This is a genomic window from Candidatus Eisenbacteria bacterium, from assembly GCA_016867715.1.
In the GTDB taxonomy this organism is placed as follows: Bacteria; Orphanbacterota; Orphanbacteria; order Orphanbacterales; family Orphanbacteraceae; genus VGIW01.
The window spans coordinates 16,414-40,134 of sequence record VGIW01000023.1; the positions used below are offsets into that span (position 1 = coordinate 16,414).

A 23,721-nucleotide genomic window follows, 5' to 3' on the forward strand; every position below is an offset into this window, starting at 1 on the left:
TCGGAGGACGATGAGGATGGCGACGGGACGAAAGGTCGAACGGCGCGCGAGGTGGATCGGAACGGTTCTTTCGATTCCGCTCGCCCTCGCGGCGTGGTCGGCGGCCGGATGCAGCCGCGAGGAGGCCGGCCCGAACCCGTCGGGGACGCTGGAAGCGGCGGAGATCGACATCGCTCCCTCGATGACGGGGAAGGCGCTCGAGGTCCGCGCGGACCTGGGCGACCGCGTGGCCGCGGGGGACACGCTCGTCGTGCTCGATACGGAGCTTCTCGTTCTTCAGCGCGCAGAGGCCGAGGCGAACAGAAGGAGTCTCATGGCGCAGAGAAGCGCGGCAGAGGAAGACCGGAAGCAGGCGGAGCGGGCGCTCGCGCTCGCCGAGAAGACGCTCGGACGTCTTCGCGCGCTCCTTGCCGATGGGACCGCGACCGAGCAGCAAGTGGACGACGCCGAGGCGAAGCGCGACCAGATCGTGAACCAAAGAGAAGCGGCCCGGCACCGGGTCGCGATGTTCGACGCGGAGATGGAGAAGCTCGCCGCCTCACTCGCCGTCTTCGATCGCCAGATTCGGGACGGCGTTCTTCTCTCTCCGGAAAACGGTGTCGTGCTTGTTCGCGCGCTGGAACCGGGAGAGATCGCGCTGCCGAACCGTCCGGCGCTTCGCATCGCCGATCTTTCACGTCTCGATCTTCGCGTCTACCTCGAGGCGGAAGATTTGGGCCGCGTGCGGATCGGGGAGAAGGTCCCGGTCCTCGTCGACGCGCTCGGCGGGAAGGAAGTCGAAGGGAAGGTGGTTTGGGTGAGCCCGGAGGCGGAGTTCACGCCGAAGAACGTGCAGACGCGCAACGCGCGCGCGCAGCTCGTGTACGCAGTGAAGATCGAGGTGGAAAACGCGGACGGCATCCTCGCCATCGGCATGCCGGCCGAGGCGAGGCTTGCGCGCGAGCGGCCGGCGGGGAACGCCCGATGAACGATCACGGAGCGCCGATTCGGGTCGAGGGCCTCCGGAAGTCGTATCGGGAGACGTCCGCCCTCGACGAGGTTTCGCTCGAGGTCGGCGAGGGGGAGATGGTCGGGCTGATTGGCCCGGACGGCGCGGGGAAGACGACGCTGATGCGAATCCTCTGCGGGCTTCTCGTGCCGGACTCGGGCTCGGCGACGGTGATGGGTTTCGATTGCGCGCGCGAGGGTCGGCGAGTGAAGGAACATCTCGGCTACATGCCGCAACGTTTCAGCCTCTATCCGGATCTTACCGTCGCCGAGAACATCCGGTTCTTCGCCGATCTCTTCGGTGTCGAGGCCGCCGAACGGAAGACACGGGAAGAACGGCTAATGGAGTTCAGCGGTCTCGGTCCGTTTCGGAAACGGCGCGCGGGGGATCTTTCCGGCGGGATGAAGCAGAAGCTCGCTCTTTCGTGCACACTCATTCACACCCCGGAGGTGCTCGTGCTCGACGAGCCGACGACCGGCGTCGATGTGGTGAGCCGGGCCGAGTTCTGGGAGATTCTCGACGGTCTCGCGCGAGAGGGGATCGCGCTCCTCGTGAGCACTCCGTACATGGACGAAGCCGCGCGCTTCCGGCGCGTCGTGCTTCTCCACCGCGGGCGAGTGATCGCCGAAGGAGCTCCGCGGGAGGTGGCGCGCCGCTCCGGAAGAAGGCTCTTGGAGATCCGGGGACCCGACACGGTGCGCGCGTGGCGTCTTCTTCGCGAAGAAGGTCCGCCGGGAATCGAGGCGCTTCGCTTCGGAGACCGCGTGCATGTCGCGCACGAGTCGGACGAGGAAGAACTCTCCGTTCGGCGCGCGCTCGCCGATCACGAAGTCGGCATCGAGCGCGCGTCGCCCGGCATCGAGGATGCCTTCGTCGCACTCATGGGAGGCAAGGAGCCCGGGACGGCATGAGCGAATCGGCAAGAGGGAAGGGGACGTCCCCGGAAAGAACGGCGCGCGGGTTCCTGAACGGACCCGCGCTCGCCGCCCGCGATCTCACGCGCCGCTTCGGAGTGTTCACCGCGGTCGATCGGATCTCGGTCGAGGTCGCGCGCGGGGAGATCTTCGGGTTTCTCGGGGCGAACGGCGCCGGAAAGACGACCGCCATCCGAATGTTCTGCGGACTCCTCGAACCGTCCGGTGGAGAAGCTTGGGTTGACGGTCTTTCGATCGCGGCCGACGCGGAGACGATCAAGCGGCGCATCGGCTACATGAGCCAGAAGTTCAGTCTGTACGACGATCTCACGGTGGAAGAGAACCTGCGGTTCAGCGGCGGCATCTACGGATTGCGGAGAGAGGAAGTCGACGAGCGTGCGGCCCGCTTGTTCGAACGACTCGGTCTCCGGGAGGCGAGACGGCGTCTCACGGGTTCGCTCCCGCTCGGCTACAAGCAACGGCTCGCGCTCGGCGCAGCCGCGCTCCACGAGCCGCGCGTCCTCTTTCTCGACGAGCCGACCGGCGGCGTCGATCCGGTCGCGCGCCGCGAGTTCTGGGATCTGATCTACGAGACGGCCGATTCGGGGACCACGATCTTCGTCACGACGCATTACATGGACGAGGCGGAATACTGCACGCGCGTCTCGATCATGGTGGAGGGGAGGATCGTCGCGCTCGGCTCGCCGAAGGAGCTCAAGGAGAAGGCGGGCGTCTCCACGATGGAGGAGGTCTTTCTCGAGGCGGTGCGGCGATGAAACGCGCTCTCTCCATCGCGCGCAAGGAAACGGACCATATCCTTCGCGATCGGCGGAGCCTCGCGGTCGCGATCGTGATGCCGATCGCGATGCTTCTCCTTTATGGGTACGGGATCAGCACGGAGCTTCGCGATCTCCCGGTCGGGATCCTCGACGAGGACCGCTCGCCGGCGAGCCGCGATCTCGTGGAACGGATGATCTCGAGCGGCTTCATCGTGGACGCCGGAAGGCTCGACTCGCGCGATGCGATCGAGCCCGGCTTCCGCAAGGGAAAGTGGCGCGCCGTCCTCACCATCGGCGCGGGATTCTCGGATTCCTTGATCCGTGAATCGGTCGGACGCGTTCAGGTCCTCGTCGACGGATCGGACGCGACGACCGCCGCGACGGTGGATAACTACCTGAAAGCGGTCCTCGCGCTCGCGGGGGCTCCGCCGGGGGAGTCGGGGAGGAGTTTCCAGAACCTCCCAATCGCCGGGCGCACGCGGATCCTCTTCAATCCGGAGCTCGAGAGCGCGAACTTCATCGTACCGGGTCTCGCGGCGATCATCCTCGTCATGATCGGAGCGCTTCTCACGAGCATCGCGATCGCGAGAGAAAGGGAGACGGGAACGATGGAGCAGATTCTGACGACGCCGGTCGGCCCGCGCGAGATCATCGTCGGCAAGGTGCTCCCCTACCTCGTAATCGCCTATCTCGACGCGGCGCTCGTGGTCGGAGCGGGGCACCTCGTGTTCGGAGTTCCGATGAACGGCTCGTGGATCGCGCTCGCCGCGTACAGTCTGCTCTATCTTCTTGTCGCGCTCTCTCTCGGGCTTCTCATCTCATCGCTCGCCCACACACAAAGGGTCGCGATGATGGCCGCGCTCACAGCGACGCTTCTCCCCACGCTCCTTCTCTCGGGGTTCGTCTTCCCGCGGAGTAGCATGCCCGCACCGCTCCAGTGGATCGGACAGATCGTCCCCGCGACCTACTACCTCACGGTGATCCGCGGCATCATGTTGAAGGGGAGAACCTGGTTCCCGGTCGAGGGGGCCGTGCTGGCGGGCATGGCCGTTCTCATTCTCGGCGCGGCCGCTGCGCGCTTTCGAACGAGGCTCGAATGACGAGACCGGCGTTCCTTCGCCCCGTCGCGCATCTCGTTCGGAAGGAGTTTCTTCAAGTATTCCGCGATCCGGCTCTTCTTCGCATGATTCTCCTCCTTCCGGTCGTTCAGCTCTTCGTGTTCGGCTACGCGGCGAACACCGATCTCAAGAACGTGCGTCTTTCGGTTCTCGACGAGAGCCGGAGCCGCGAGAGTAGGCGTCTCGTCGAGGCCTTCTACCAATCGAGCGTGTTCATTCCGGGTCCCGAGCCGTCCCGGCCGGACGAGATCGAGAAGCTGCTCGCCGAGGGAAAGGCGGAGATCGGGATTCGCATCCCGGCCGGATACGCGAGAGATCTCGACGAAGGCAAGCAAGCGATCGTCGGCGTTCTCGTGGACGGTGTGAACAGCAGTTCCGCCGGCCGCGCGCAAGGCTACGCGGAGCAGATCTTGCTCCGCGAGGCCGCCCGTGTCGCCGAGGCCGATCGCGGATCCGCCGCGCCGGTCGAGGGACGCTCCCGCATCGAGGGGGAGACTCGCTTCTTCTACAACCCCGAGCTCGAGAGCCGGTACTACATGGTTCCCGGGATCGTCGTTCTCATCATCACGATCATCTCGTCGATGCTCACCGGAGTCGCCGTCGTTCGAGAAAGGGAGACGGGAACGCTCGAACAGCTTCTCGTGAGCCCTCTCTCCCCCGCCCAGCTGATCGCGGGGAAGACGATCCCTTTCGCGATCCTCGCGTTCGCCGATCTCGCTTTCGCCGCGACGATCGCCGTGCTATGGTTTCGCATCCCCCTCGAGGGGTCGGTGCTTCTTCTCGCGTTCGTCGCGCTTCTCTTTCTTCTCGTTACGTTGGGCGGCGGCCTTCTCGCCTCCACCGTTTCGGCGACGCAGCAGCAGGCGATGTTCACGCTCTGGTTCTTTCTCGTTTTCGGAATTCTGCTCTCCGGGTTCTTCTACCCGATCGAGAACATGCCGCGCGCGATTCAATACCTGACGTACTTGAACCCGCTCCGCTACATGATGAGCATGGTGCGCGGGATTTTTCTACGCGGGGCGGCGCTTCCGGACGTTTGGCCCGATCTTTGGAGACTCTCTCTGATCGGGATCGCGATGTTCTCCCTCGCCGTTCTCCGGTTTCGCAAACGCGCCCGCTGACCGGAAGCGCCTAATGCGCGATCGGTCGAACCTCGACGCCGAGACGATCGAAGAGAAAACAGTAGACGTCGACCGCCCTCTCCTCCCTCTGCGAAAGCGACCCTCCTCCATGCCCGGACTTCATCGAGACGCGAAGGAGAACCGGGCTCGGACTTCCGGCGGCCTGGAGACGCGCGGTCATCTTGAAGGGCTGCCACGGCTCCACGCGCGGATCGTTGATCCCCGTGAGCGAGAGAACGGCCGGGTACGGGACGCCGTCCTGGATTCGGTGAAGCGGCGAGTAGTCGAGCATCCCGAGAAACTCGGTCTCGTTCTTCACGGTCCCGAACTCGGTGATGTTGAACTCGCCGTTCGGAGAGAACTCCGAACGGATCGCGTCCGCGATGCCGACGTGGGAAACGACGACGGCGGCGACGTCCGGATGGAGCGCGATCGTTCCGTAGACGAGAAGACCGCCGGCGCTCCCCCCTTCGAGGGCGAGGCGGTCCGGCGATGTGAATCCCTCTTCCGCGAGGAAGCGCGCCGCGGATGCGAGGTCCTCCATCGAGCGTCTCTTCTTCTCCCGGTTGGCGGCGCGGTGCCATTCGTCTCCGTACTCGCCGCCGCCGCGAACGCACGCGGTCGCGCTGATTCCTCCCTGTTCGGTCCAAACGATGCGAGTCGCTCGGAAACCGGGCCTCTGGCTGATCCCGTAGCTTCCGTACGCGCCGAGAAGAAGAGGCGCTCCCGTCGAGCGGCGTCCTCTTCCGGTAGACGAGATCGATCGGGATCTTCACGCCGTCGTCGGCAATCGCGAACACGCGGCGAACCTCGTGATCGCCGAAGTCGGCGGGCGAGGTCGAGACGAGAGCGGTCGCCCGCGGCTCCGTCCATGCAAGGTCGCATGTGAACCACGCCGGGGGATCGACGTAGCTCTCGCGCCGCACGAGAACGCGGTCCCCTTCCCACCGCGCGAGGCCGGACACGGAGACGACGTCTCCGAACGGAACGACGCCGAGGTCGCGCCCCTCGAGATCGTAAACGCGAAGGCGAGTCGGGCCGCCGATCATCTCGATCACCCAAAGGCGCGAGGCGGTCGGCGCGAACGACTGGATCACCCCTTCGCCCTCCGGCACGACGATCTCGGCCCGCGAGAGATCGGGGAGGTCGGGGAGATCGGTTGAGAGACGAAGGATTTTCCGACGGGGCGCCTTTGCGGGAGAGGAGATAGAGGGCGCCGTCCGCTCCGAACCGAGCCTGTTCGATCCCATCCTCGAGCCGAGCGAAACGGACCCAGCTCCCGTCCTCGCGAAGAAGCCAGTATTCATGCTCGCCGCCGTCCCCGTCGCTCACGCGCGCGAGGATCTTCTTCCCGTCGATGCTCGAGGCGAAGGCGATCTCCGCGATCTTGGGGAAGCTCTCCCCGAGAACGTAGCGGTCTTCCGAGACGTCGGTCCCGAGACGGTGCCGCCAGATCTGCTGGTAGAAGGGCAGATCCTCCTCCGGGCGTTCGCCGGGGTAGGGATAGCGCGTGTAGTAGATCGTGTCTTCCGAGGCGGTCCACGCGGCGTCTCCTCCCGCGGTTCCGCCGTTCACGCGCGGGATCTCGTCGGGGAGCCGCTCGCCGGTGTCGACGCGATAGACGAAGAGCGTGCCGTCCTCCGTCCCGTGCTCCGAGAGCGACACCGCCACGTAGCGGCCGGTCGGCGAGGGCTCGAAGAAGTCGATCGAGACTCCCCCCTCCGGATCGATCGCGTTCGGATCGACGAGAATCCGCTCATCGTTTGCTTCGTCGAGAGATTCGAGCACAACGAGGAACGGCTGCTGCTTGGGCGGCTGTCTCTTGATCGCGAAGGTCACGCCGCCGCGGCGGACGATGCCGTAGTACGACGGTGTCTGGGCGCGCATGAGCTCCTTCACGCGTTCGGCGATCGCCTCTCTCGCGGGATGCGATTCGAGGCGGCGCGCGGCGTGGTCGTCTTGGGCTCGGACCCACGCGAGGACTTCCGGATCGGCGAGGTTCTCCATGTACCGATAGTCGTCGACCACGTCGACTCCCCAATACCGATCGATCACGGGGCGCGCGGGCGCGAGAGGAGGCGGCGCGATCGTCTCGGACGCAAAGGACGCGGCCGGCGAGAGGACGAGCATGAGAATCAAACGAAGGGCGGTCTTCGTTCGGTGCGGTCTCATCGAGCGGCCCCTTCTTTCGTTTAGTCGGGACGCTTCGACCGGGGACACGAAGGCGCGGGACGCCACGAACCATTCTAGCCCGTCCCGGCGATTCGGGGGAGATCTGCGATTCGGCGGCGCCGATGAACCCCGTATCCGTGTGCATCAAAACACGTTGCGCTCCGTCCTGGACCTCCCGCAGGGCCTGATTTCGCGGGCCGGTTCCCCGGACGGCCGTGATACAATCGCCGGAAACGTCCGGTCCGCGAGGCGTCCAACCCAAGAGCAGGAGCCGATCCATGGAACAACCGAAAGCATCGTTCTGGCGGCAGGTCCGTGCCTTTCCCGCGAACTTCTGGTTCGCCAACTTCATGGAGATCTTCGAGAGGCTCGCGTTCTTCGGCGTGCGTGCGATCGCGCCGCTCTATCTCGTCGCGTCGGCGGAGCGGAACGGGCTCGGCCTCAGCTTCCAGGAGAAGGGCGACATCTACATGTGGTGGGCGCTTCTCCAGTGCCTCATCCCGATGGTCTCCGGCGGGTACACCGAGCGTTACGGCTATCGGAAGAGCCTCGTCGTTGCTTTTGTTCTCAACATTCTCGGCTACATCGGGATGGCGCAATCGAAAACGCTCGCCGATGCGTTTTCGGCCCGCGGTTGGGAAGGCGCCAACTACGGCGTGTTCCTGATCGCCGCGTGCTTCGTTGCGACGGGAACCGCGATTTTCAAGCCGGCCGTGCACGGGACGATCGCGAAGACGACGACCAAGGAGACCTCGTCGATGGGTTGGGGGTTGTTCTACTGGGTCGTCAACATCGGCGGCGCGCTCGCCCCGATGTGCGCGGCGCCTCTCCGCGGCGAGATCAACTGGCACGTTGTCTTCTATGCCGCCGCAGCGGTGACCGCGTTCAACTTCCTTCCCGCGTTTCTTCTCTATCGCGAACCGGAAAAGGTCCCCTCGAAGGAAGGAGAGAAGGGACCTGTCGGTGTGTTCGTTTCCTCGATCGGGACGGTCTTCAAGGATCTGCGCCTCGTTGCGTTCCTTCTCATCTTCTCCTGCTTCTGGCTGATGTTCATGCAGCTCTGGGATCTCCTCCCGAACTTCGTGGAGGAATGGGTAGACACGTCGGACGTCGCGGGCGTCTTCGGCGCGGTAAGCGGTAGCTGGCTCCTTTCGGACGGCCAGGTGAAACCTGAGATGATCATCAACATCAACCCGTGGTCGATCATCCTCCTTGTGATCCCGCTCTCCTGGCTGATCGGGCGGATCAACAAGGTGGTCGCGATGGTGATCGGGATGATCGTCTCGCTGGTAGGCTTCGTCGCGTGCGGATCGACGATGATCGGTTGGCTCGTTTGTCTCATGCTTCTCGTCTTCTCGATCGGCGAGATGATGTGCAGCCCGACGTTCAGCGCGTACGTGGGGCTGATCGCGCCTCCGGACAAGAAGGCGCTCTACATGGGCTACTCGAACATCCCGTTCGCGATCGGCTGGGCCGCGGGGAACGGCATCGGCGGGCGGATGTACGAGGCGATGTCGAGCAAGTTCGATCTGGCGAGGCGTCTTCTCGTCGATCGATTCGGGTTGGCGCGCGAGGCGGCCGAGGGGCTCGAGAACTCGGAAGTGCTCGGCGCGCTCGCCGCGAAGATGAACGGCGGCGCGGGCGCCACGATCGACGAGGCGACGCGTCTTCTCTGGAGCACCTACCAGCCCTGGAAGGTCTGGTACTACCTCGGCGCGTTCGGGCTCGCCGGCACGATCGGGATGCTCCTCTTCTATTTCGCGACGCGGAGATCGATCCAGGAGTCCGCGCGGGAATAGCCAAGGCGGGTCAGATCAGGGCGTCGTCCATCGGGCCGATGCGAACGATGTCGATCCGGTCGATCTCGGCGACGCCGAGCTTCCATCGGGTTTCGGCGACGCGGACGTGCTTCGCGGATGTTCCTCCGCGCGGCGGCTTCTCGAAGAACGCTTTGCGCTTCTCCTCCAGAAGCTTCACGCCGAGCGCATCGAGGGCGACCGGATCGGTTCCGACGAGGAGACCGTTGTACGCCCACACATGCGCCGGATCGAAGTGGTGCGGCCCGATTCCGTAGAAGAGAGGCGTGAGAGCGACGAGCACGTTGAGCCGCGTCTTCCCCTCGCAGACCGGTTCTTTCCAGATCCCGGCGAGGTCGGCGCACGAGTCGCCGTGCCACTTCCACGGTTCCCGCACGAACATGACATAGTTCTTGATGCATCCGCCGATCCCCGACCAGTGGTGCGTCCGGATCGGGCGGATGTTGACGAGCGCCGTCGAGCGGAGAAAGACCGGGTCGTCGAGAACGCGCCGATCGCCGGTCGAGATGTTCTCCTCGCGGATCCCGATCTCGATCGCTCGCCCGCGAATCGCCTCCTCGAGCGGGCGCGGCGTGGGGAGCGAGGACCAGACGTTCGTCTTGATCCCGAGCACATCCTCGGGCGAGAGAAACGCGCGCCAGGCCGCCTCGGAGCTCTCAGCGTTCGCGAGAGCAGCGACCGCGTCGTCCAACATCCTTGTTACAACTTCCGCGTCGACGGTTCCGTCCGGACGCGTCGCGGAAGGATCGCGAACGAGGACGGCGCGCGCTCTCTCCGGCGGCGAACCGGTCTCCGCCAGAAGATGCTCGGCGGCCGGGAGCGCGAGGGCGAAAGCGGCGGCGCCGGAAGCCCCCGTTCTCAGGAAATCTCTTCTTGTGTAAATCTTCTCTTTCACTTCTCGCGTTCCTCCAGCAGGCTTCGGGCCGCGGCGAGATGCTCCTTCGCGCTCGCCGCGTCGGGCGCGTCGAACACGGCGACAAGATAGCGCCCCTCGCGCGCGGATCCCGCGAACGACCCGTCCTCGATCGCTGCAACCTCGTTCCGGTGCGATTCCGGAAGGAAGTGCTCAATGAACTGCTCGCGGGCGAACGCCGCTTCCGCCTCGCCGGGGTAGCGAACGACGAGAAGGAGAAGCCCGCCGTTCCCAGCGGCGTATTCGGCCATCGCCGCGTCGGTCTGTTCCCCGAGTCCGAGGATGTTCTCATCGGAAACGAAATAGTGTTGGTTGAGATCGGTGTGCTTGTGGAAGTAGCGGATCGATCCGGAATCGAGGCCCGATTCCGGAAGGCGCGAAAGAAGGTCGGGGAGCGGTCCGTCCTCGGCCGCGCGCGCGGCGATCGCTTTCCCGATCTCGAAGACCGCCTCGTGCGACGCGGGTCCTTCGCGGTCGGTCCAGATCGTCGCGAAGAGACGGTTCCTCCAGAACAGAAGATAGCCGGATCGGTATTCGGATCCCTGCCCGATCCCCGCTTCTTCTCCCGAACGGTTCCGCGAGAAGACGCCAAACGCTTCGGCCGAGCTCCCCATGTCGTAGAGCTCGATGGAGATGGTGTCCTCGGCGGGACCGGGAACGCGCTGCACGAGAAGCGCGCGGAAATCGTAGGAGAGATAGATCTCCGCGGCTCCGTTCATGTACCGGAAGATCGTCTCCCGATCGTAGAGGGCGCCGGCGTCGGCGTTTTCGTCGATCGTCTCCGGAAGAAGCGCGCGAAGATCCAGGATCGATTCCTCCCGCCGCGGGTCTCTAGCCGCGGGACGAGTCAAGAGCAAGATGCCGGCGGCCGCCGCACAAACGATTCGAAACACGATCGGTGTCTTCATCGATGGTTGCCGCGACGCCGTCTCGCGGGTCTCCTACGCAGCGCCGCGTCTTATCATCCGCGGCGCGAGACCGAAGGGGATCCTTCGCTCATCGTACCTTGAACGAGATCGGCGCGCAAGGGATCGGCGCGGGGCAGGGAGCAAGCGCGGTCCCGATCGCGGGGGTTAAAGTTTGTGCATCAAGCGATTGTGTCCGCGCGGATCTCGGACGAGCCGCCCGCGCGGAAAGGGGGCGCGTCTTTCGCGCTCGAGAGAGGAAGCGGCGGGCGGAAGGGCGGGGGAGGCCGGCCGCCCGGGCCGATCTCCGCACGGGGGCGCGCCGCGCGAAGAAGATTACTCCTTGAAAAGAAACAAGTTACGCCCCGCGGTTCCCGCGATCGGCCTCGAGAAAAAAAAGCGCTCCGCCCGTTTTTGGCTTGTCCCCTTCGGCTGAATCAGTTGCTACAATACTCAGTCTTGATTGGCACAGGGAAGGATGGGGCCGCGGCCGATCCTCGCGGACAAGGGCCGTTCGGGAATAGGCTCCCCGCGGGAGATCCGCGAGCCCCGGAGTAACCCGAATCCATCAGGGGGTGAGACAAAAATCCCAAGGCGGGCGTCGCGCGGGTTGGTCTTCACGCGCGACAGTGCCCGCGCAAAGCCTGGCTGTGATGGCGACGCGCATCGCGCGGTCGTCCAACAGGAGAGTGAGATGAAGACTCACGTCGGAGGTCACGGAATCCGATCCGGACGGAGCTCGCATTCCGCCGGAAGCCACGTCCTTCTCGACTTCGGCGGCGTGCCTCGCGAGATCTGCGAGGACGACGCGTTCCTCCTCGATCTGATCCGAAAAGCTTCGATCGAATCGGGATCGACGGTGATCAACTCGTGCCGGTATCGGTTCGGGCACAACTCGCCTTCGGGCTGCACCGCGTTCGTCATGCTGGACGAGAGCCACGTTTCGATTCACACCTATGCCGAGCGCGGTCTCGTGGCCGCCGACGTCTTCACCTGCGGGCCGACAAGCGAGGAGAAGACGGACTTGATCGTGACCAGGCTGAAGAGCGCCCTGCCCCACACCGAAGTCCGTGACATCCGCCTCCCGAGGTTCGCCCCGATCGCGGAGACCGCTTCGGTTCCGGGAGGTGACGGTTGAAGCGCCGGCTGCACGACGGCCGGGAAGACGGTCTCGATCCCCTCGAAACGCTCGACTTGCGGAAGACGGAGAGCTTCTCCGATCTCCTCGCGCGCATGTCGAAGACCGCGTTCGGCGGGAGAGCGCTCGGGGAGGCGTACCACGTCTTCCGCGAGATGGCCGGCGATCCTTCCTGTTTGATCGTCGTCACCGTTTCCGGAGCGATGACGATCGCGAAGATGGGCAAGGTTCTCTGCGACATGATCGACGAGGGCCTCGCGCACATCGTCGTCAGCACCGGAGCGCTGATGGCCCACGGGCTCTCCGAGGCGATCGGGGGCGTCCACTACAAACACGACGAGACCAAGGACGACGTCGAGCTCTTCGAGAAGGGCTACAACCGCGTCTACGACACGCTGGAGATGGAGGCGAACCTATGCGCCGCGGAGCGCCTCGTCTCCGAGGTCCTGGACCGCCACGACTGGTCCCGCCCGACGTCGTCGCACGAGTTCAACCGGGAGATCGGGCGACGTCTCTTCGAGCTCGGGCAGATGCCGAGCATCCTCGGCAACGCGTACGCGAAGGGAGTTCCGGTGTACGTCCCGGCTTTCACCGATTCCGAGCTCGGCCTCGACGTCGCGACCCACGCGATGAAGAAGTCAATGGAGGCGCGCGGATCGAGCGGTACCGACGTTCTCTTTTCGGAAGCCCCGCCCTTCAACCCGTTCTTGGATCTTTTCGATTACACGCGAAGAATCCTGGCGGCTAAGACGGTCGGCATCTTCACGATCGGCGGGGGCGTGCCGCGGAACTGGGCTCAGCAAGTCGGCCCCTTCGTCGACATCACCAACATGCGCCTCGGGACGGAGATCTCGCAGCCGCGCTTCCGCTACGGGATCCGCATCTGTCCCGAGCCGACGCACTGGGGCGGGCTCTCCGGCTGCACGTACCGGGAAGGCGTCTCGTGGGGGAAGTTCGTTCCTCGCGAAGAGGGAGGACGTTTCGCCGAGGTGTACTGCGACGCCACGATCGCATGGCCGATTCTCGTTCGCGCCCTACTCGAAACGAAACGATGAGCGAAGGCCACACCGTCCGCTTTCTGGATCTTCCTCCCTGCCCGATCGAGAAGGCCGAGGTCGTCATCCTTTCTCTTCCTTTCGAGAAGACCGTGAGCTACGGACGCGGCGCGGCGACCGGTCCCCAGGCAATTCTCGATGCGAGCCGGCAGATCGAGCTGTTCGACGAGGAAACGGAGATCGACTTCGACAGGGGACCGCGCATCCACACGGCCGAGGCGGTCGAGCCGGGCGAGCGGTCGGTCGAGGGCTATCTCGCGGATGTCGCGCGCCGCACGAGCGCTCTTCGGGATCGTTTCGTTCTTTCTCTCGGCGGGGAGCACACGGTCACGTACGGCGCGGCGCGCGGTCTCGTCCCTTCCCTTCGCGATCTCACGATCGTCCAGATCGATGCGCACGCGGACCTCATCGACGCTCTCGAAGGGAACAGATGGTCGCACGGCACCGTGATGCGGCGTCTATGGGACGAGGGATGCCGGATCGTCTCGATCGGCGTGCGAAGCCTCTCGCGCGAGGAGTTCGATCTCGCGCGAAAAGGAGATCGCATCCGCGTCTTCTTCGCCCACCGCCTCGAAGAAGAGTGGCGGGACGCGATTCAGCTTCTTCTCGCGCTCGAGGGGCCGGTCTATCTTTCGCTCGACGTGGACGGCCTCGATCCGGCGGTTCTCCCGAGCACCGGCACGCCGCAGCCGGGCGGTCTCTCCTGGAAGCAGGCGACGGCGATTCTCGAGGCGACGGCGCGCGCGCCGAAGGCTCGGTTCATCGGAGCGGACATCGTCGAGTACGTGGCGAGCCCGAACCCTCCGGGTTCGGACCTCACGGCGGCGAAGCTCGCGACGCGTCTTCTCGCGTATCGAGAGTCGGCTCGCCGCACGGGGCGGCCTTCACCGGACGCTGGCGCGTAGTTTCGTCTACGCGTTCTTGCGCGCCTTGCCTCCGGGCGCGGTGTTTTTGCGCGCGGCGTCGTTCGCCTCTGCCTGCAGGGATTCGAGGAGTTGCTCGGCCTCCCTCCGCACGAGGTACGCCCGATCCCACTCGAAGTTCTCGTCCTTCCCGAGAATGAGATTGCAGGTTCTCTCGAGCGCGACGCGTTCCTCTTCGGTGAGATGTCCGTGCAGTGCGAGCTTCCCGAGGCTCCTCACCGCCTTCGCCCGAATTCCCGGGTGCAGATCGGCGAGGTTCTTCCGAAGCCGATCGACCGTGCGTGCGCGCGTCGACTTCGGGATCTTCCCCGCCGGGATCGCCTCGGCGAACTTGCCGAGCGCCCGCACGGCGGTGTCGCGGAGATCGGCGTCTCTCGAGCGCGCGGATTCCAGCGCGAGCGGGACCGCGCGAACAACCTCCGGAGCTTCGATCTTTCCGAGGGCGTACAGAACGAACGATCGAAGCTCGGCGTTCTTGTGGGCCCGATACGTTCGGATGAGCGGCTCGACGGCCGCGACACCCATCTCGCCCAAGGATTTCGCGGCGACCATCTGCGCCTTGACGTCGCCGGAGGCGAGTTCCTTTACGAGTAGAGGAATCACATCCGGTCCGAGACGCGCGACCGCAACCGCGGCTTCGTCGAGGAGAGGAGCGAGATCCGGCCGGTCGAGCGGATCGATATAGAAGAGAGTCGAGAGCACGTCGAACAAGGACTTGATCGTCTTCTTGTCCGCTCGCGGGGCCGTCTTCTTCGCGAGGGCGAGACCCTTGCGGATGTCCGAAGCCTTCATCCCGGCCAGGAGTTTTGCGATCGTTTCGTGCGTTCCCTTGCTCATGGCGACTCCCTCATGGCGGGTTCGGCGCCCGCCCTCCGCTCGTGCCCTCGATCGATCTTCGGCTTCCGATTGTAACCCGAGCGGCCGGCTCTGTCGCGCGGCTTCGGCGGGTTCCTGCGAAAGGCGGGCGGAGCCGATCAGCGGGCTTCCGGCGGATCATCGAGGAAGTCGACCGCGCCGGTCTCCAGCGAGTAAACGGCCCCCGCGACGACAAGCCGGTCGTCTTTCATCATGCTTCGGAGCGCGCTCGAGCCCTGTCGCAGTCGGAGAACCGACGCGCGCACGTTTTCCCGAACCGCCCGCCGCGCGAGCGCGTCCGGATCGAGCCCCGGCTCCTCGGCGAGCAGCCCCTCCACCGTCGGGCGGATGCGGTCGATGATCGCGCGCAGGTTCTCCGAAGGCGGCTCCCTCCGCGACCGTACCGTCTCCACGGTTTCCCGAACCGCTCCGCAACGCGTGTGTCCAAGGACGACGACGAGACGAGTTCCGAAGCGCTCCGCGGCGAACTCGATACTGCCGATCTGGGAAGGGCCGGCGATGTTTCCGGCGACGCGAACGACGAAGAGATCGCCCGGTCCCTGATCGAAGACGATTTCGACCGGCGCTCGCGAATCGGAGCAGGCGAGAACCGCGGCGATCGGACTCTGTCCCTCGACGAGCGCGTTCCAACGGATCGATCCGATGTGCGCAGCAGCGCCGCGATTTCCGGAGACGAAGCGGCGGTTTCCTTCCCGCAACCGTTCGAGCGCTTCTTGTGCGGAGACGGTCATGTGTCCTCGCTCCTCGGCGGGGGGGGCGGGCGCTCGATCGCGGGCGACCTCACGCCCCGCGTTCCCGCATGAGACCGATGACGAGCCGCCCGCGTCCGGTCTAGCTGTTGGGGCGAGCCCCCACGCGGATCCGGTTCGGCCGGACCTCGGTCACCTCGATCGTCGCGGGACGAGGGATGTCGTCACCGCCGACGAGGAAGGTGTGAATCCCGGGTTGCAGCGACAGGACGGAAAGACGCACGGCGGCTCTCTCGATTTCCGCGCGTAGGAGGTGGCGTCGCTCTCCGACGAACGTCACCTCGACCTCCCGCGGCTCCACGTTGTCGATGATCATGCCGGCCGGAACGTCCGTGAGCACGATCGGCAAGGATCGCGTGATCGTGATCTCCACCGAGCCCGCGGAAAAGACGAGCCAGAGAAGAACCGCGATGCCGAGCGCGAACGCGGTTTCGAGCCACCGCGTCCCCATCCGTTTCCATGCCGGGGCGGCGGCGCCGGCCGGGCGCGTTGTCTCCTGAAGGAAGTTCCGGAGTTCTCTGTGCACGTCCTTGCGCTCCGCAAGTGTGCGGAGGGTCCCGTCTCTCGCCAGGGAAACCGTCCCGCGTTCCTCGGAGACCACCACCGTCAGCGAGTCCGTCCGTTCGGAGAGGCAGAGCGCGGCGGCATGGCGCGTGCCTCTCGTTCCGAGCTGCTCCTGGTTGCCGGAGAGGGGAAGGCGCGCCCCGAACAGGCGCACACGGTCCCCCTCGACGAGAATCGCGCCGTCGTGCCCGGGCGAATGCTTGTCGAACAGGCTGAGAAGAAGAGGCTCGCTCGCGAGCGCGTCGAGCGGCACGCCCCCTTCGAGGTGGCGATCGACCGGTTCCTTTCCGGGGAAGACGAAGAGCGCGCCCGTCTTTCTCTCCGCCAGGTGGACGATCGAACGCGCGACGACCTCGATGGAGTCCGGCGGCGGCGGCGGCCGCTTCCTTCGCATCGAAAGGACCGCGATCTGCTCGAAGAAGCGCCGAATCTCGTCCTGAAAGACCACGATCACGACGATCACGAACGCCGCGAAGAACGCCTCGAGGATCGTCGCCGTTACGTGGAGCCCGAGGAATCGTGCCAGGAGATCGACCCCGCCCAAGATCGAAAGGCCGATGAGGGCAAGCCGCGCGCGCGTCCGTCGTAACCAGGTGATGCCGATCCAAATGAGAAACGCGACGACGCCGATATCGACGATGTCCCCGAGACGAATCCCCCCGTGCCAACCAAACATGGTCTTGCCGCTCCTCTCGAGCATCCGGATAGTCAACAGTTTGCCCCGGCCGGCGGGAAGTTGCAAGCGCGTGAAGCCCCCGCGGCCGGTTGACTCAGCCCGTCCCGGATCCGATAATCGGCGAAGACTGGCGGTTCGCGGACCTTCCCGGTCGGAACGTACGGGGTTCATCGGCGGATCGACGTGAAGAAGATCGCGAAAACACTCCTTGTGGCCGCCGAGCTCGGCCTCTTTCTCCTGGTGATTCAGCGCCGGTTTCAGGTGGAGAGCCCGGCCTTCGTCCGGATCGTCGAGCTCGCGATCGCCGGCTTCTTGATCCACGCATTCCTCCCGCGGCGGCTTCGCTTGTCCTTCTTCCTTCTCCTTTCGCTCGCGGGCATCCTTCTCGTGTTCGGAGTCCGGGACGGGTTGGGGGTGATCGGCATCGGGCTCGCGCTCGTCGGGCTCTGCCATCTTCCCGTCCGTTTCTCGGCGTGAGTCGCTCTTGTTCTTGTCGCCGGCGCGGGGCTCGCCTTCCTTCGCGCGAGCCCGGGACATCCCGCGATCTCACAAGCCGTCTGGCCGATTCTCGGCGCGATGTTCATGTTCCGGCTCATCGTCTACCTGTACGACCTTCGCCACGAGAAGAAGCCGGCCCCCGCCGCGCAACGGCTCTCGTACTTCTTCCTCCTCCCGAACGTGTGCTTCCCGCTCTTTCCGGTGGTGGACTACAAGACGTTCGTCGGAACCTACTATGACCAGGACGAGCACCGGATCTATCAGAGGGGAGCGCAGTGGATGTTCCGCGGCCTCACCCATCTCGTTCTCTATCGACTGATCTACTACTACGTCACGCTCCCGCCGAACGAGATCGTGAACATCGGCAGCCTCGGGCGGTTTCTCGTCTCGAACTACCTCTTGTATCTCCGGATCTCGGGCCAGTTTCACATAATCGTCGGGATGCTCTGCCTTTTCGGTTTCGACCTCCCGCGTACGAACAACCGGTATCTCCTCGCGTCGAGCTTCAGCGACTACTGGCGGCGGATCAACATCTACTGGAAAGACTTCATGGTCAAAGTTTTCTACTTCCCCGCCTACTTTCGCCTGCGCGGGCTTGCTCCGACGCCAAGACTTCTCCTCGCGACCGCCTACGTGTTCCTCGCCACCTGGCTTCTTCATTCGTACCAGTGGTTCTGGATCCGCGGGTCGTTCCCGGTGGCCGGCCCGGACATCGTGTTCTGGGGGGCTCTCGGCGTTCTCGTGGCCGCGAACTCGCTCCGAGAGATGAAAGGAGGCCGCGGCTCATTGGCGGGGGATCGCGCGTGTTCGATGCGCGAGGCGTTCTTCCTCGCGCTCCGCGTTCTCGGGATGTTCGTCGCGGTGTGCGTTCTCTGGTCGCTCTGGACGAGCAGGACTCTCTCCGATTGGATCTCCCTCTGGACGCTCCCGGAGGAAGGCCTGTGGGAGGAGACAGGAACCGCGCTCGGCCTTCTCGCGCTTCTCCTCGCCGCGGGCACGTTGGCGCGCTACGCGGTCGGCCGCGGATGGCGTCTCGGCATCTCCGGCGATTCGCTCTCGTTCGCGAGGTCCGCGGGCGTCACGACGGCCGCTCTCGTGCTCATCCTCGTCGTGGGGCATCGATCGATCTACTCGCATTTCGGCGCGACAGCCGCCGACGCCATCTATCCCCTCCGCAAACCTCGTCTTTCGCGCGGGGACGTCGCTCTTCTCCAGAGAGGCTACTACGAGAACCTGCTCGGGGCGGATCGGGTGAGCTCCCAGCTTTGGGAGGTCTATATGAAGGAGCCGGCGGATTGGCAGGGGGGACCCGGAGGTGATGTATATCGAGCGGGGCGACTTCCTCGGCCGCGAGCTGAAGCCCCTCGCGGAGTTCACGGCGAAGCGATTTCCCGTGCGTATCAATAGTTTAGGCATGAGGGACAAGGAGTACGCTGCGGAGAAGCCCGCGGAAACGGTTCGCTTGGCAATTCTCGGCACGTCGTATGTCGTAGGGCTCGGCGTCCCGGTCGACGGGACGTTCGAGGCTCTCGCCGAAGAGCGGATGAACCGGGAGAAGACGCCCGAGACGGGCGTTCGGTACGAAATCCTCAACATGGGTGTGGGAGGGTATCGCATGGTTCATCGCCTCCAGGCGATGGAGGAGAAGGCATTCCGCCTCGATCCGGACGCGATCCTCTTCACCGTGCACGAGACCGACCCGGCGAACCTCAGGGATCTCTCGGACGCAGCCCGGAAGAAGGTCACGATCCACTATCCTGATTTGGCCGAGATGGTCCGACAAGCGGGTGTGGACGAAAGCACGCCGGAAGCGGTGGCCGAACGGCGCTTGAAGCCGATCGGTTACGAGATTACCTCTTGGACGTACCGCGAGGTCGTGCGGAAGTGCCGGGGGCGCGGAATCGCGCCGTTCTGGCTCTTTCTTCCGACGACCGAGGAGCATTTCCCGGCGGACGTCTATCGGAAGCTCCGCGGTTTCGCGGAGGAAGCCGGCTTCGAGATCCTGGATCTCGCCGGGGTGTACGAAGGCCGCGACGTACGCTCGCTTCGTCTCGGGGACTGGGATCATCACCTGAACGCCGAAGGCCACCGACTCGTCGCCGACCGGCTGTACGAGGCGCTCGTCGAGAACGGGACCGTGTTCGCCGGAGGCGGAGCGACGAGCGGCGCATTGCCGGGGGCGCGAGAACCTGAGGAGTAGAACGGAGGATCATCGATCGTGGATGAAGGGATCAAGCGAACCATCAAAGAGTACATTCTCAAGGAATTTCTCCCCGGGGAGAGGCCGGACGCGCTCGGCGATTCGACGCCACTCGTGTCGGGCGGGATCCTCGACTCGATCGCCACGCTGAAGCTCGTGGCGTTCCTGGAAGAGCGGTACGAGATCCGGCTCGAGGCGCACGAGGCGAGCGCGGAGAACCTGAACACGATCGAGGAGATCGCACGGCGCGTGCAGTCGAAGAAGGGATAAGAAGAATGGCGGCAGGCGGGATCTTGCACGCGTATCTCGAGGAGGCGGCGAGGCGTTTCTCGGATCGGCGCGCGGTGGAAGAGACGGACGGACGCTCCCATTCTTATGGAGAGCTCGCGGCCCTTTCCGATCGGGTGCGCGACCGTCTGGTCCGCTGGGGAGTCCGTAAGGGGGACCGCGTCGGCTTCTACACGCACAAGTCGATCGACGCGGTCGCGATGCTCAACGGGATTCTGAAAGCGGGGGCGGCGTACGTGCCGGTCGATCCCAGCGCGCCCGCTTCGAGGAACGCGTTCGTCCTCGCCGACTGCGCGGTTCGGGTCGCCGCGGTCGAAGAGATCTTTGCGGAGAGCTTCCGCGCGGAGACGGCGAAGATCGGGAAGACCGTCCCCCGTCTTCTCCTTCTCGGGCGCGTGGGGGGCGGGGAGGCTCTCCGCGAGGCGCTCGATCGCGAGGATCGGACCGACCCCGCGCCCCGGGCCGAGACGGTTCGTCCGGATCCCGAGGACCTCGCCTACATCCTCTACACATCCGGCTCGACCGGCAAGCCGAAGGGGGTCGCGCTCTCCCACCGGCACGCGGCGAGCTTCGTGGATTGGTGCTCCGAGACCTTCGAGCCTCGCGAAACCGACCGCTTCTCATCTCATGCGCCGTTTCATTTCGATCTCTCGATTCACGACATCCATGTCTCCTTGAAGCACGGGGCGGCCCTCGTCCTCTTCGGCGAGGCGGTCGGGAAGGATCCCGGGAGCCTCGCTTCCCTGATCGCCGAGAAGAGGATCTCGATCTGGTACTCGACGCCGTCGATCCTCACGCTTCTCGTCCAGTACTGCGGCCTCGAGAAGCTCGAGGTTCCGGCCCTTCGCTTGGTTCTCTTCGCCGGCGAAGTTTTTCCCATCAAGCATCTTCGGACGATCAAGACGCTCTGGCCCCGCCCGTGCTACGCGAACCTTTACGGGCCGACGGAAACGAACGTGTGTACCTGGTACGAGATCCCGCGCGAGATACCCGCCGATCGAACCGAGCCCTATCCGATCGGGAAAGCCTGTTCGCACTGCCGGACGAAGGTGGTGGATCCCGATGGGAAGGACGTGCCGCCGGGGAACGAAGGGGAGCTCGTCGTGGCGGGTCCGGCTGTCCTCAGCGAGTACTGGAACCTCCCGGAGCAGACCTCCCGCGCCTTCCTTGTCGATGGCTCGGGGGAGCGCTGGTACAAGACCGGCGATCTCGTGATCGAGGAGGCGAACGGAGATTACGCCTTCCTCGGGCGGCGCGATCGGATGGTCAAGCGGCGCGACTACCGGGTCGAGCTCGGCGAGATCGAGGCGGGGCTCTACAAGCATCCGGCGATCGAGGAAGCGGCCGCGATCGGAGCGGAGGACGAGGAGTCCGGCGTGCGGATTCTCGTCTTCCTGAAGTGCGCGGGAAGCGAGCGGCCCTCGATCGTCGAGCTCAAACGCTTCAGCGCCGAGAACCTCCCCCGCTACATGATCCCGGACGAATTCCGCTTCGTCGACGTGATCCCCAAGACATCGACCGACAAGATCGACTATCAAAGACTGAAGGAGATGAAGGCATGAACTTCTCCTTGACGGAGGAGCAGAAGACGCTCCGCGAGAGCATCGTCCGCTTCGCCCGCAACGAGCTGAACGAGGATGTCGTCGAGCGGGACAGAACCCAGACCTTCCGGCGCGATCTCTGGACGAAGTGCGGGGAGATGGGGATTCTCGGGCTCCCGATTCCGGAGGAGTACGGGGGGAGCGGGCTCGACCCGTTCTCGACGGCGATCGCGCTCGAAGCTCTCGGATACGGATGCGGCGACGCGGGCCTCGTCTTCTCGATCTCCGCGCATCTTCTTCCGTGCGTCGTGCCGATCGGGATGTTCGGGGCGGAAGAGCAGAAACGGCGCCTTCTCCCCGATCTCTGCGGGGGGAAGAGGATCGCCGCGAACGCGATGACCGGGCCGGGCACCGGCTCGGACGCGTTCGGAATGAAGAAGCGCGCCGTGCGGGATGGAAAGGGCTTTCGTCTCACCGGGACCAAGATGTTCTGTTCGAACGGCCCGATCGCCGATCTCGCGGTCGTCTTCGCCGTGACCGATCCGGAGAAGGGCTATCACGGCGGGATCACAACCTTTCTCGTCGAGAAGGAGACCGAGGGGTTCCGGGCGAGCCAGAAGTTCGAAAAGATGGGACTCCGCACCTCGCCGATCGGCGAGCTCGTCCTCGAGAACGCGTTCGTCTCGGAAGATGCGGTTCTGGGCGGCGTCGGCGGCGGGGCGGCGGTCTTCGCCCACTCGATGGACTGGGAGAGAATCCTCCTCTTCGCGACGCATGTCGGGACGATGGAGCGGCTTCTCGAAAAGGCGGTCGAGTACGCGAGGACCCGCACCCAGTTCGGCCAACCGATCGGGAAGTTTCAGGCGGTCGCGCACAAGATCGCCGACATGAAGGTGCGCCTCGAAGCAGCCCGTCTTCTCGTCTATCGCTCGGCCTGGAAGCTCGGCGAGAAGAAATCGGTGTCGATGGACGCGTCGATCACGAAGCTCTTCGTCAGCGAATCGCTCCTCGAGACCGCTCTCGACACGGTGCAGGTGTTGGGCGGCTACGGGTTCATGACCGAGTACGAGGTCGAGCGCGCGCTTCGCGACGCGATCGGGAGCACGATCTACTCCGGCACTTCCGAGATGCAGCGGAACATCATCGCCCGCTGGCTCGGGCTGTAGTTCGGGGGGCACCGGGTCCCCCTTCGCGCGCGCCGGACACTTTCCCCTTCGGATCCTGCTTTCACGATCGTGCTGGCCATCCGACGGGACGTGCGGTATGCTCATTCCCCGAGACCGACGGGAGTAGCCGAAGGCCGTGACGGCGCGAGAGGCAGCATGATCGAAGGACTCGAGAAACGCGCGGGAGAATTCTTCGGCCACCCCAAGGGGCTTTTCGTCCTCTTCTTCTCCGAGCTTTGGGAGCGCTTCAGCTTCTACGGGATGCGCGCGCTCCTCGTCCTCTACATGACGAAGGCGCTCCAGTACGCGGACGAGCGGGCCTACGGCATCTACGGCGCGTACGTCGGCTTCGTCTACGCGACCCCCCTCATCGGCGGCATGCTCGCCGACCGCTTTCTAGGAGCGCGGCGCGCGATCGTCATCGGCGGGATCCTGATGGCGTTCGGCCATTTCTCGATGGCGATCGAGCACCCGGTCTTCTTCTTCGGCGCGATGGCGCTCATCATCGCGGGGAACGGCTTCTTCAAGCCGAACATCTCGACCCTCGTCGGCTCGCTCTACAAGAGAGGGGACGCGCGCCGCGACGGCGCCTTCACGATCTTTTATATGGGAATCAATATCGGGGCGGGGCTCGCGCCGCTCCTTTGCGGCTACTTCGGCGAGAGGCTCGGCTGGCACTGGGGCTTCACGCTCGCCGGAGTCGGGATGCTCGTCGGGCTCTCGGTCTTTCTATGGGGTCAGCATCTGATCGGCGAGTTCGGCCGCCCGCCGCGGCCGGAGGCGCTCCGCGAGAAGCTCGCCGGAATCCCGAAACCGTTCGTTCTCTACGCCGCGATCCTTCTCTTCGTCCCGTTCGCCGCGTACATGCTGACGAGGCCCGCGTGGGTGCAGACCGGCGTCTACGCGATCGCCCCGCTCTTCGTCCTCTATGTCGTCTTCGAGGCGCTTCGAAGCAGCCCGGAGGAGAGGGGGAGGCTCTTCGTGATCCTCGTCCTCATCCTCTTCTCGATGCTCTTCTGGGCGAGCTTCGAGCAGGCGGGAAGCTCGATGAACATCTTCACCGACCGCCACGTCGATCGGCACGTCTTCGGATGGGAAGTCCCGACGACCTGGTTCCAGGCGGTGAACCCGGCGTTCATCATTCTGCTCGCGATTCCGTTCAGCACGCTTTGGGTTCGGCTCGGGCGCGCGGGAAGGAACCCCTCCTCGCCGGTCAAGTTCGGGTTTGGGCTTCTTCAGCTCGCGCTCGGGTTCATCGCGATGGTGGTCGCGGCGAGCCGCGCGAGCGACAACGGCTCCTCGCATCTCTTCTGGCTCGTG

22 protein-coding genes and 1 pseudogene are annotated in these 23,721 nt (G+C 65.0%); 16 read left to right on the forward strand and 7 right to left on the reverse strand.

Annotated features, from left to right (window positions below):
- The first annotated feature begins 10 nt into the window (after positions 1-10).
- The 5 genes from FJY73_06225 to FJY73_06245 are packed head-to-tail and all read left to right on the forward strand — an operon-like array spanning position 11 to position 4,920.
- A complete protein-coding gene (locus tag FJY73_06225) occupies positions 11-967 on the forward strand; it encodes an efflux RND transporter periplasmic adaptor subunit (protein MBM3320255.1) in 957 nt (318 codons plus the stop codon).
- Complete coding sequence (locus FJY73_06230) at positions 964-1,899, forward strand: ABC transporter ATP-binding protein (protein ID MBM3320256.1); 936 nt, start codon at positions 964-966, stop codon at positions 1,897-1,899. Before FJY73_06225 ends, FJY73_06230 begins: the two co-directional genes overlap by 4 nt.
- Positions 1,896-2,678: an ABC transporter ATP-binding protein gene (locus FJY73_06235; protein MBM3320257.1), complete on the forward strand. Its 783-nt coding sequence runs from the start codon at positions 1,896-1,898 to the stop codon at positions 2,676-2,678. Before FJY73_06230 ends, FJY73_06235 begins: the two co-directional genes overlap by 4 nt.
- Positions 2,675-3,781 (forward strand): ABC transporter permease, encoded by a 1,107-nt coding sequence (locus FJY73_06240; GenBank protein ID MBM3320258.1) that lies wholly within the window; start codon positions 2,675-2,677, stop codon positions 3,779-3,781. Before FJY73_06235 ends, FJY73_06240 begins: the two co-directional genes overlap by 4 nt.
- Complete coding sequence (locus tag FJY73_06245) at positions 3,778-4,920, forward strand: ABC transporter permease (protein ID MBM3320259.1); 1,143 nt, start codon at positions 3,778-3,780, stop codon at positions 4,918-4,920. The genes FJY73_06240 and FJY73_06245 overlap by 4 nt, the downstream gene beginning before the upstream one ends.
- Before the next feature lie 10 nt (positions 4,921-4,930).
- Here the strand turns inward: FJY73_06245 and FJY73_06250 are convergent, their stop codons facing one another.
- Both FJY73_06250 and FJY73_06255 read right to left on the reverse strand, forming a co-directional pair.
- A complete protein-coding gene (locus FJY73_06250; protein MBM3320260.1) occupies positions 4,931-5,680 on the reverse strand; it encodes a S9 family peptidase in 750 nt (249 codons plus the stop codon).
- 103 nt (positions 5,681-5,783) lie between these two features.
- Positions 5,784-6,227: pseudogene (locus FJY73_06255) on the reverse strand (hypothetical protein).
- A 1,143-nt stretch (positions 6,228-7,370) separates the two neighbouring features.
- Here FJY73_06255 and FJY73_06260 point away from each other — a divergent pair.
- Entirely contained in the window at positions 7,371-8,891 is a 1,521-nt protein-coding gene (locus tag FJY73_06260; GenBank protein MBM3320261.1) for an MFS transporter, read from the forward strand.
- A 10-nt stretch (positions 8,892-8,901) separates the two neighbouring features.
- Here FJY73_06260 and FJY73_06265 read toward each other — a convergent pair whose 3' ends face one another.
- Together FJY73_06265 and FJY73_06270 are read right to left on the reverse strand one after the other, a co-directional pair.
- Entirely contained in the window at positions 8,902-9,804 is a 903-nt protein-coding gene (locus FJY73_06265) for a DUF362 domain-containing protein (protein ID MBM3320262.1), read from the reverse strand.
- A complete protein-coding gene (locus FJY73_06270; GenBank protein MBM3320263.1) occupies positions 9,801-10,730 on the reverse strand; it encodes a hypothetical protein in 930 nt (309 codons plus the stop codon). Before FJY73_06270 ends, FJY73_06265 begins: the two co-directional genes overlap by 4 nt.
- Positions 10,731-11,421: 691 nt before the next feature.
- Here FJY73_06270 and speD point away from each other — a divergent pair.
- The 3 genes from speD to speB are packed head-to-tail and all read left to right on the forward strand — an operon-like array spanning position 11,422 to position 13,825.
- On the forward strand, positions 11,422-11,865 hold the full coding sequence (speD, locus tag FJY73_06275) for an adenosylmethionine decarboxylase (protein MBM3320264.1): 444 nt from the start codon (positions 11,422-11,424) through the stop codon (positions 11,863-11,865).
- Positions 11,862-12,920, forward strand: a complete 1,059-nt coding sequence (locus FJY73_06280) for a deoxyhypusine synthase family protein (protein MBM3320265.1) — start codon at positions 11,862-11,864, stop codon at positions 12,918-12,920. The genes speD and FJY73_06280 overlap by 4 nt, the downstream gene beginning before the upstream one ends.
- The gene (gene speB / locus FJY73_06285; protein ID MBM3320266.1) at positions 12,917-13,825 is read left to right on the forward strand and encodes an agmatinase; all 909 of its coding nucleotides are present in this window, start codon (positions 12,917-12,919) and stop codon (positions 13,823-13,825) included. Before FJY73_06280 ends, speB begins: the two co-directional genes overlap by 4 nt.
- A 6-nt stretch (positions 13,826-13,831) precedes the next feature.
- Here speB and FJY73_06290 read toward each other — a convergent pair whose 3' ends face one another.
- The 3 genes from FJY73_06290 to FJY73_06300 all read right to left on the reverse strand — a co-directional run bounded on the left by FJY73_06290 (position 13,832) and on the right by FJY73_06300 (position 16,708).
- Positions 13,832-14,680 (reverse strand): HEAT repeat domain-containing protein, encoded by an 849-nt coding sequence (locus FJY73_06290; GenBank protein ID MBM3320267.1) that lies wholly within the window; start codon positions 14,678-14,680, stop codon positions 13,832-13,834.
- Positions 14,681-14,817: 137 nt separating this feature from the next.
- The gene (locus tag FJY73_06295; GenBank protein MBM3320268.1) at positions 14,818-15,450 is read right to left on the reverse strand and encodes a carbonic anhydrase; all 633 of its coding nucleotides are present in this window, start codon (positions 15,448-15,450) and stop codon (positions 14,818-14,820) included.
- 100 nt (positions 15,451-15,550) lie between these two features.
- Entirely contained in the window at positions 15,551-16,708 is a 1,158-nt protein-coding gene (locus tag FJY73_06300; GenBank protein ID MBM3320269.1) for a DNA integrity scanning protein DisA nucleotide-binding domain protein, read from the reverse strand.
- Positions 16,709-16,891: 183 nt separating this feature from the next.
- Between FJY73_06300 and FJY73_06305 the strand changes: the two genes are divergently transcribed.
- The 7 genes from FJY73_06305 to FJY73_06335 all read left to right on the forward strand — a co-directional run.
- A complete protein-coding gene (locus FJY73_06305; GenBank protein MBM3320270.1) occupies positions 16,892-17,185 on the forward strand; it encodes a hypothetical protein in 294 nt (97 codons plus the stop codon).
- Between the two features lie 105 nt (positions 17,186-17,290).
- The gene (locus FJY73_06310) at positions 17,291-18,613 is read left to right on the forward strand and encodes a hypothetical protein (protein MBM3320271.1); all 1,323 of its coding nucleotides are present in this window, start codon (positions 17,291-17,293) and stop codon (positions 18,611-18,613) included.
- A gap of 7 nt (positions 18,614-18,620) precedes the next feature.
- Positions 18,621-19,406 carry an SGNH/GDSL hydrolase family protein gene (locus FJY73_06315; GenBank protein ID MBM3320272.1) on the forward strand — a complete coding sequence of 262 codons (786 nt, stop codon included), beginning with the start codon at positions 18,621-18,623 and terminating at the stop codon, positions 19,404-19,406.
- Positions 19,407-19,424: 18 nt separating this feature from the next.
- Complete coding sequence (locus FJY73_06320; GenBank protein MBM3320273.1) at positions 19,425-19,676, forward strand: acyl carrier protein; 252 nt, start codon at positions 19,425-19,427, stop codon at positions 19,674-19,676.
- A gap of 5 nt (positions 19,677-19,681) precedes the next feature.
- Complete coding sequence (locus FJY73_06325) at positions 19,682-21,256, forward strand: amino acid adenylation domain-containing protein (protein ID MBM3320274.1); 1,575 nt, start codon at positions 19,682-19,684, stop codon at positions 21,254-21,256.
- Positions 21,253-22,401, forward strand: coding sequence for an acyl-CoA dehydrogenase family protein (locus FJY73_06330; protein ID MBM3320275.1), 1,149 nt, complete (start codon positions 21,253-21,255; stop codon positions 22,399-22,401). Before FJY73_06325 ends, FJY73_06330 begins: the two co-directional genes overlap by 4 nt.
- Before the next feature lie 156 nt (positions 22,402-22,557).
- Positions 22,558-23,721, forward strand: a 1,164-nt coding sequence (locus FJY73_06335) for a peptide MFS transporter (GenBank protein MBM3320276.1), incomplete at its 3' end; no start/stop codon positions are given.

Coding starts and splice junctions, on each gene's coding strand:
- FJY73_06225 (MBM3320255.1), top strand. CDS start 11: ATGAGGATGGCGACGGGACGAAAGGTCGAACGGCGCGCGAGGTGGATC.
- FJY73_06230 (MBM3320256.1), top strand. CDS start 964: ATGAACGATCACGGAGCGCCGATTCGGGTCGAGGGCCTCCGGAAGTCG.
- FJY73_06235 (MBM3320257.1), top strand. CDS start 1,896: ATGAGCGAATCGGCAAGAGGGAAGGGGACGTCCCCGGAAAGAACGGCG.
- FJY73_06240 (MBM3320258.1), top strand. CDS start 2,675: ATGAAACGCGCTCTCTCCATCGCGCGCAAGGAAACGGACCATATCCTT.
- FJY73_06245 (MBM3320259.1), top strand. CDS start 3,778: ATGACGAGACCGGCGTTCCTTCGCCCCGTCGCGCATCTCGTTCGGAAG.
- FJY73_06260 (MBM3320261.1), top strand. CDS start 7,371: ATGGAACAACCGAAAGCATCGTTCTGGCGGCAGGTCCGTGCCTTTCCC.
- FJY73_06270 (MBM3320263.1), bottom strand. CDS start 10,730: ATGAAGACACCGATCGTGTTTCGAATCGTTTGTGCGGCGGCCGCCGGC.
- speD (MBM3320264.1), top strand. CDS start 11,422: ATGAAGACTCACGTCGGAGGTCACGGAATCCGATCCGGACGGAGCTCG.
- speB (MBM3320266.1), top strand. CDS start 12,917: ATGAGCGAAGGCCACACCGTCCGCTTTCTGGATCTTCCTCCCTGCCCG.
- FJY73_06290 (MBM3320267.1), bottom strand. CDS start 14,680: ATGAGCAAGGGAACGCACGAAACGATCGCAAAACTCCTGGCCGGGATG.
- FJY73_06295 (MBM3320268.1), bottom strand. CDS start 15,450: ATGACCGTCTCCGCACAAGAAGCGCTCGAACGGTTGCGGGAAGGAAAC.
- FJY73_06300 (MBM3320269.1), bottom strand. CDS start 16,708: ATGTTTGGTTGGCACGGGGGGATTCGTCTCGGGGACATCGTCGATATC.
- FJY73_06310 (MBM3320271.1), top strand. CDS start 17,291: ATGTTCCGGCTCATCGTCTACCTGTACGACCTTCGCCACGAGAAGAAG.
- FJY73_06315 (MBM3320272.1), top strand. CDS start 18,621: ATGAGGGACAAGGAGTACGCTGCGGAGAAGCCCGCGGAAACGGTTCGC.
- FJY73_06325 (MBM3320274.1), top strand. CDS start 19,682: ATGGCGGCAGGCGGGATCTTGCACGCGTATCTCGAGGAGGCGGCGAGG.
- FJY73_06330 (MBM3320275.1), top strand. CDS start 21,253: ATGAACTTCTCCTTGACGGAGGAGCAGAAGACGCTCCGCGAGAGCATC.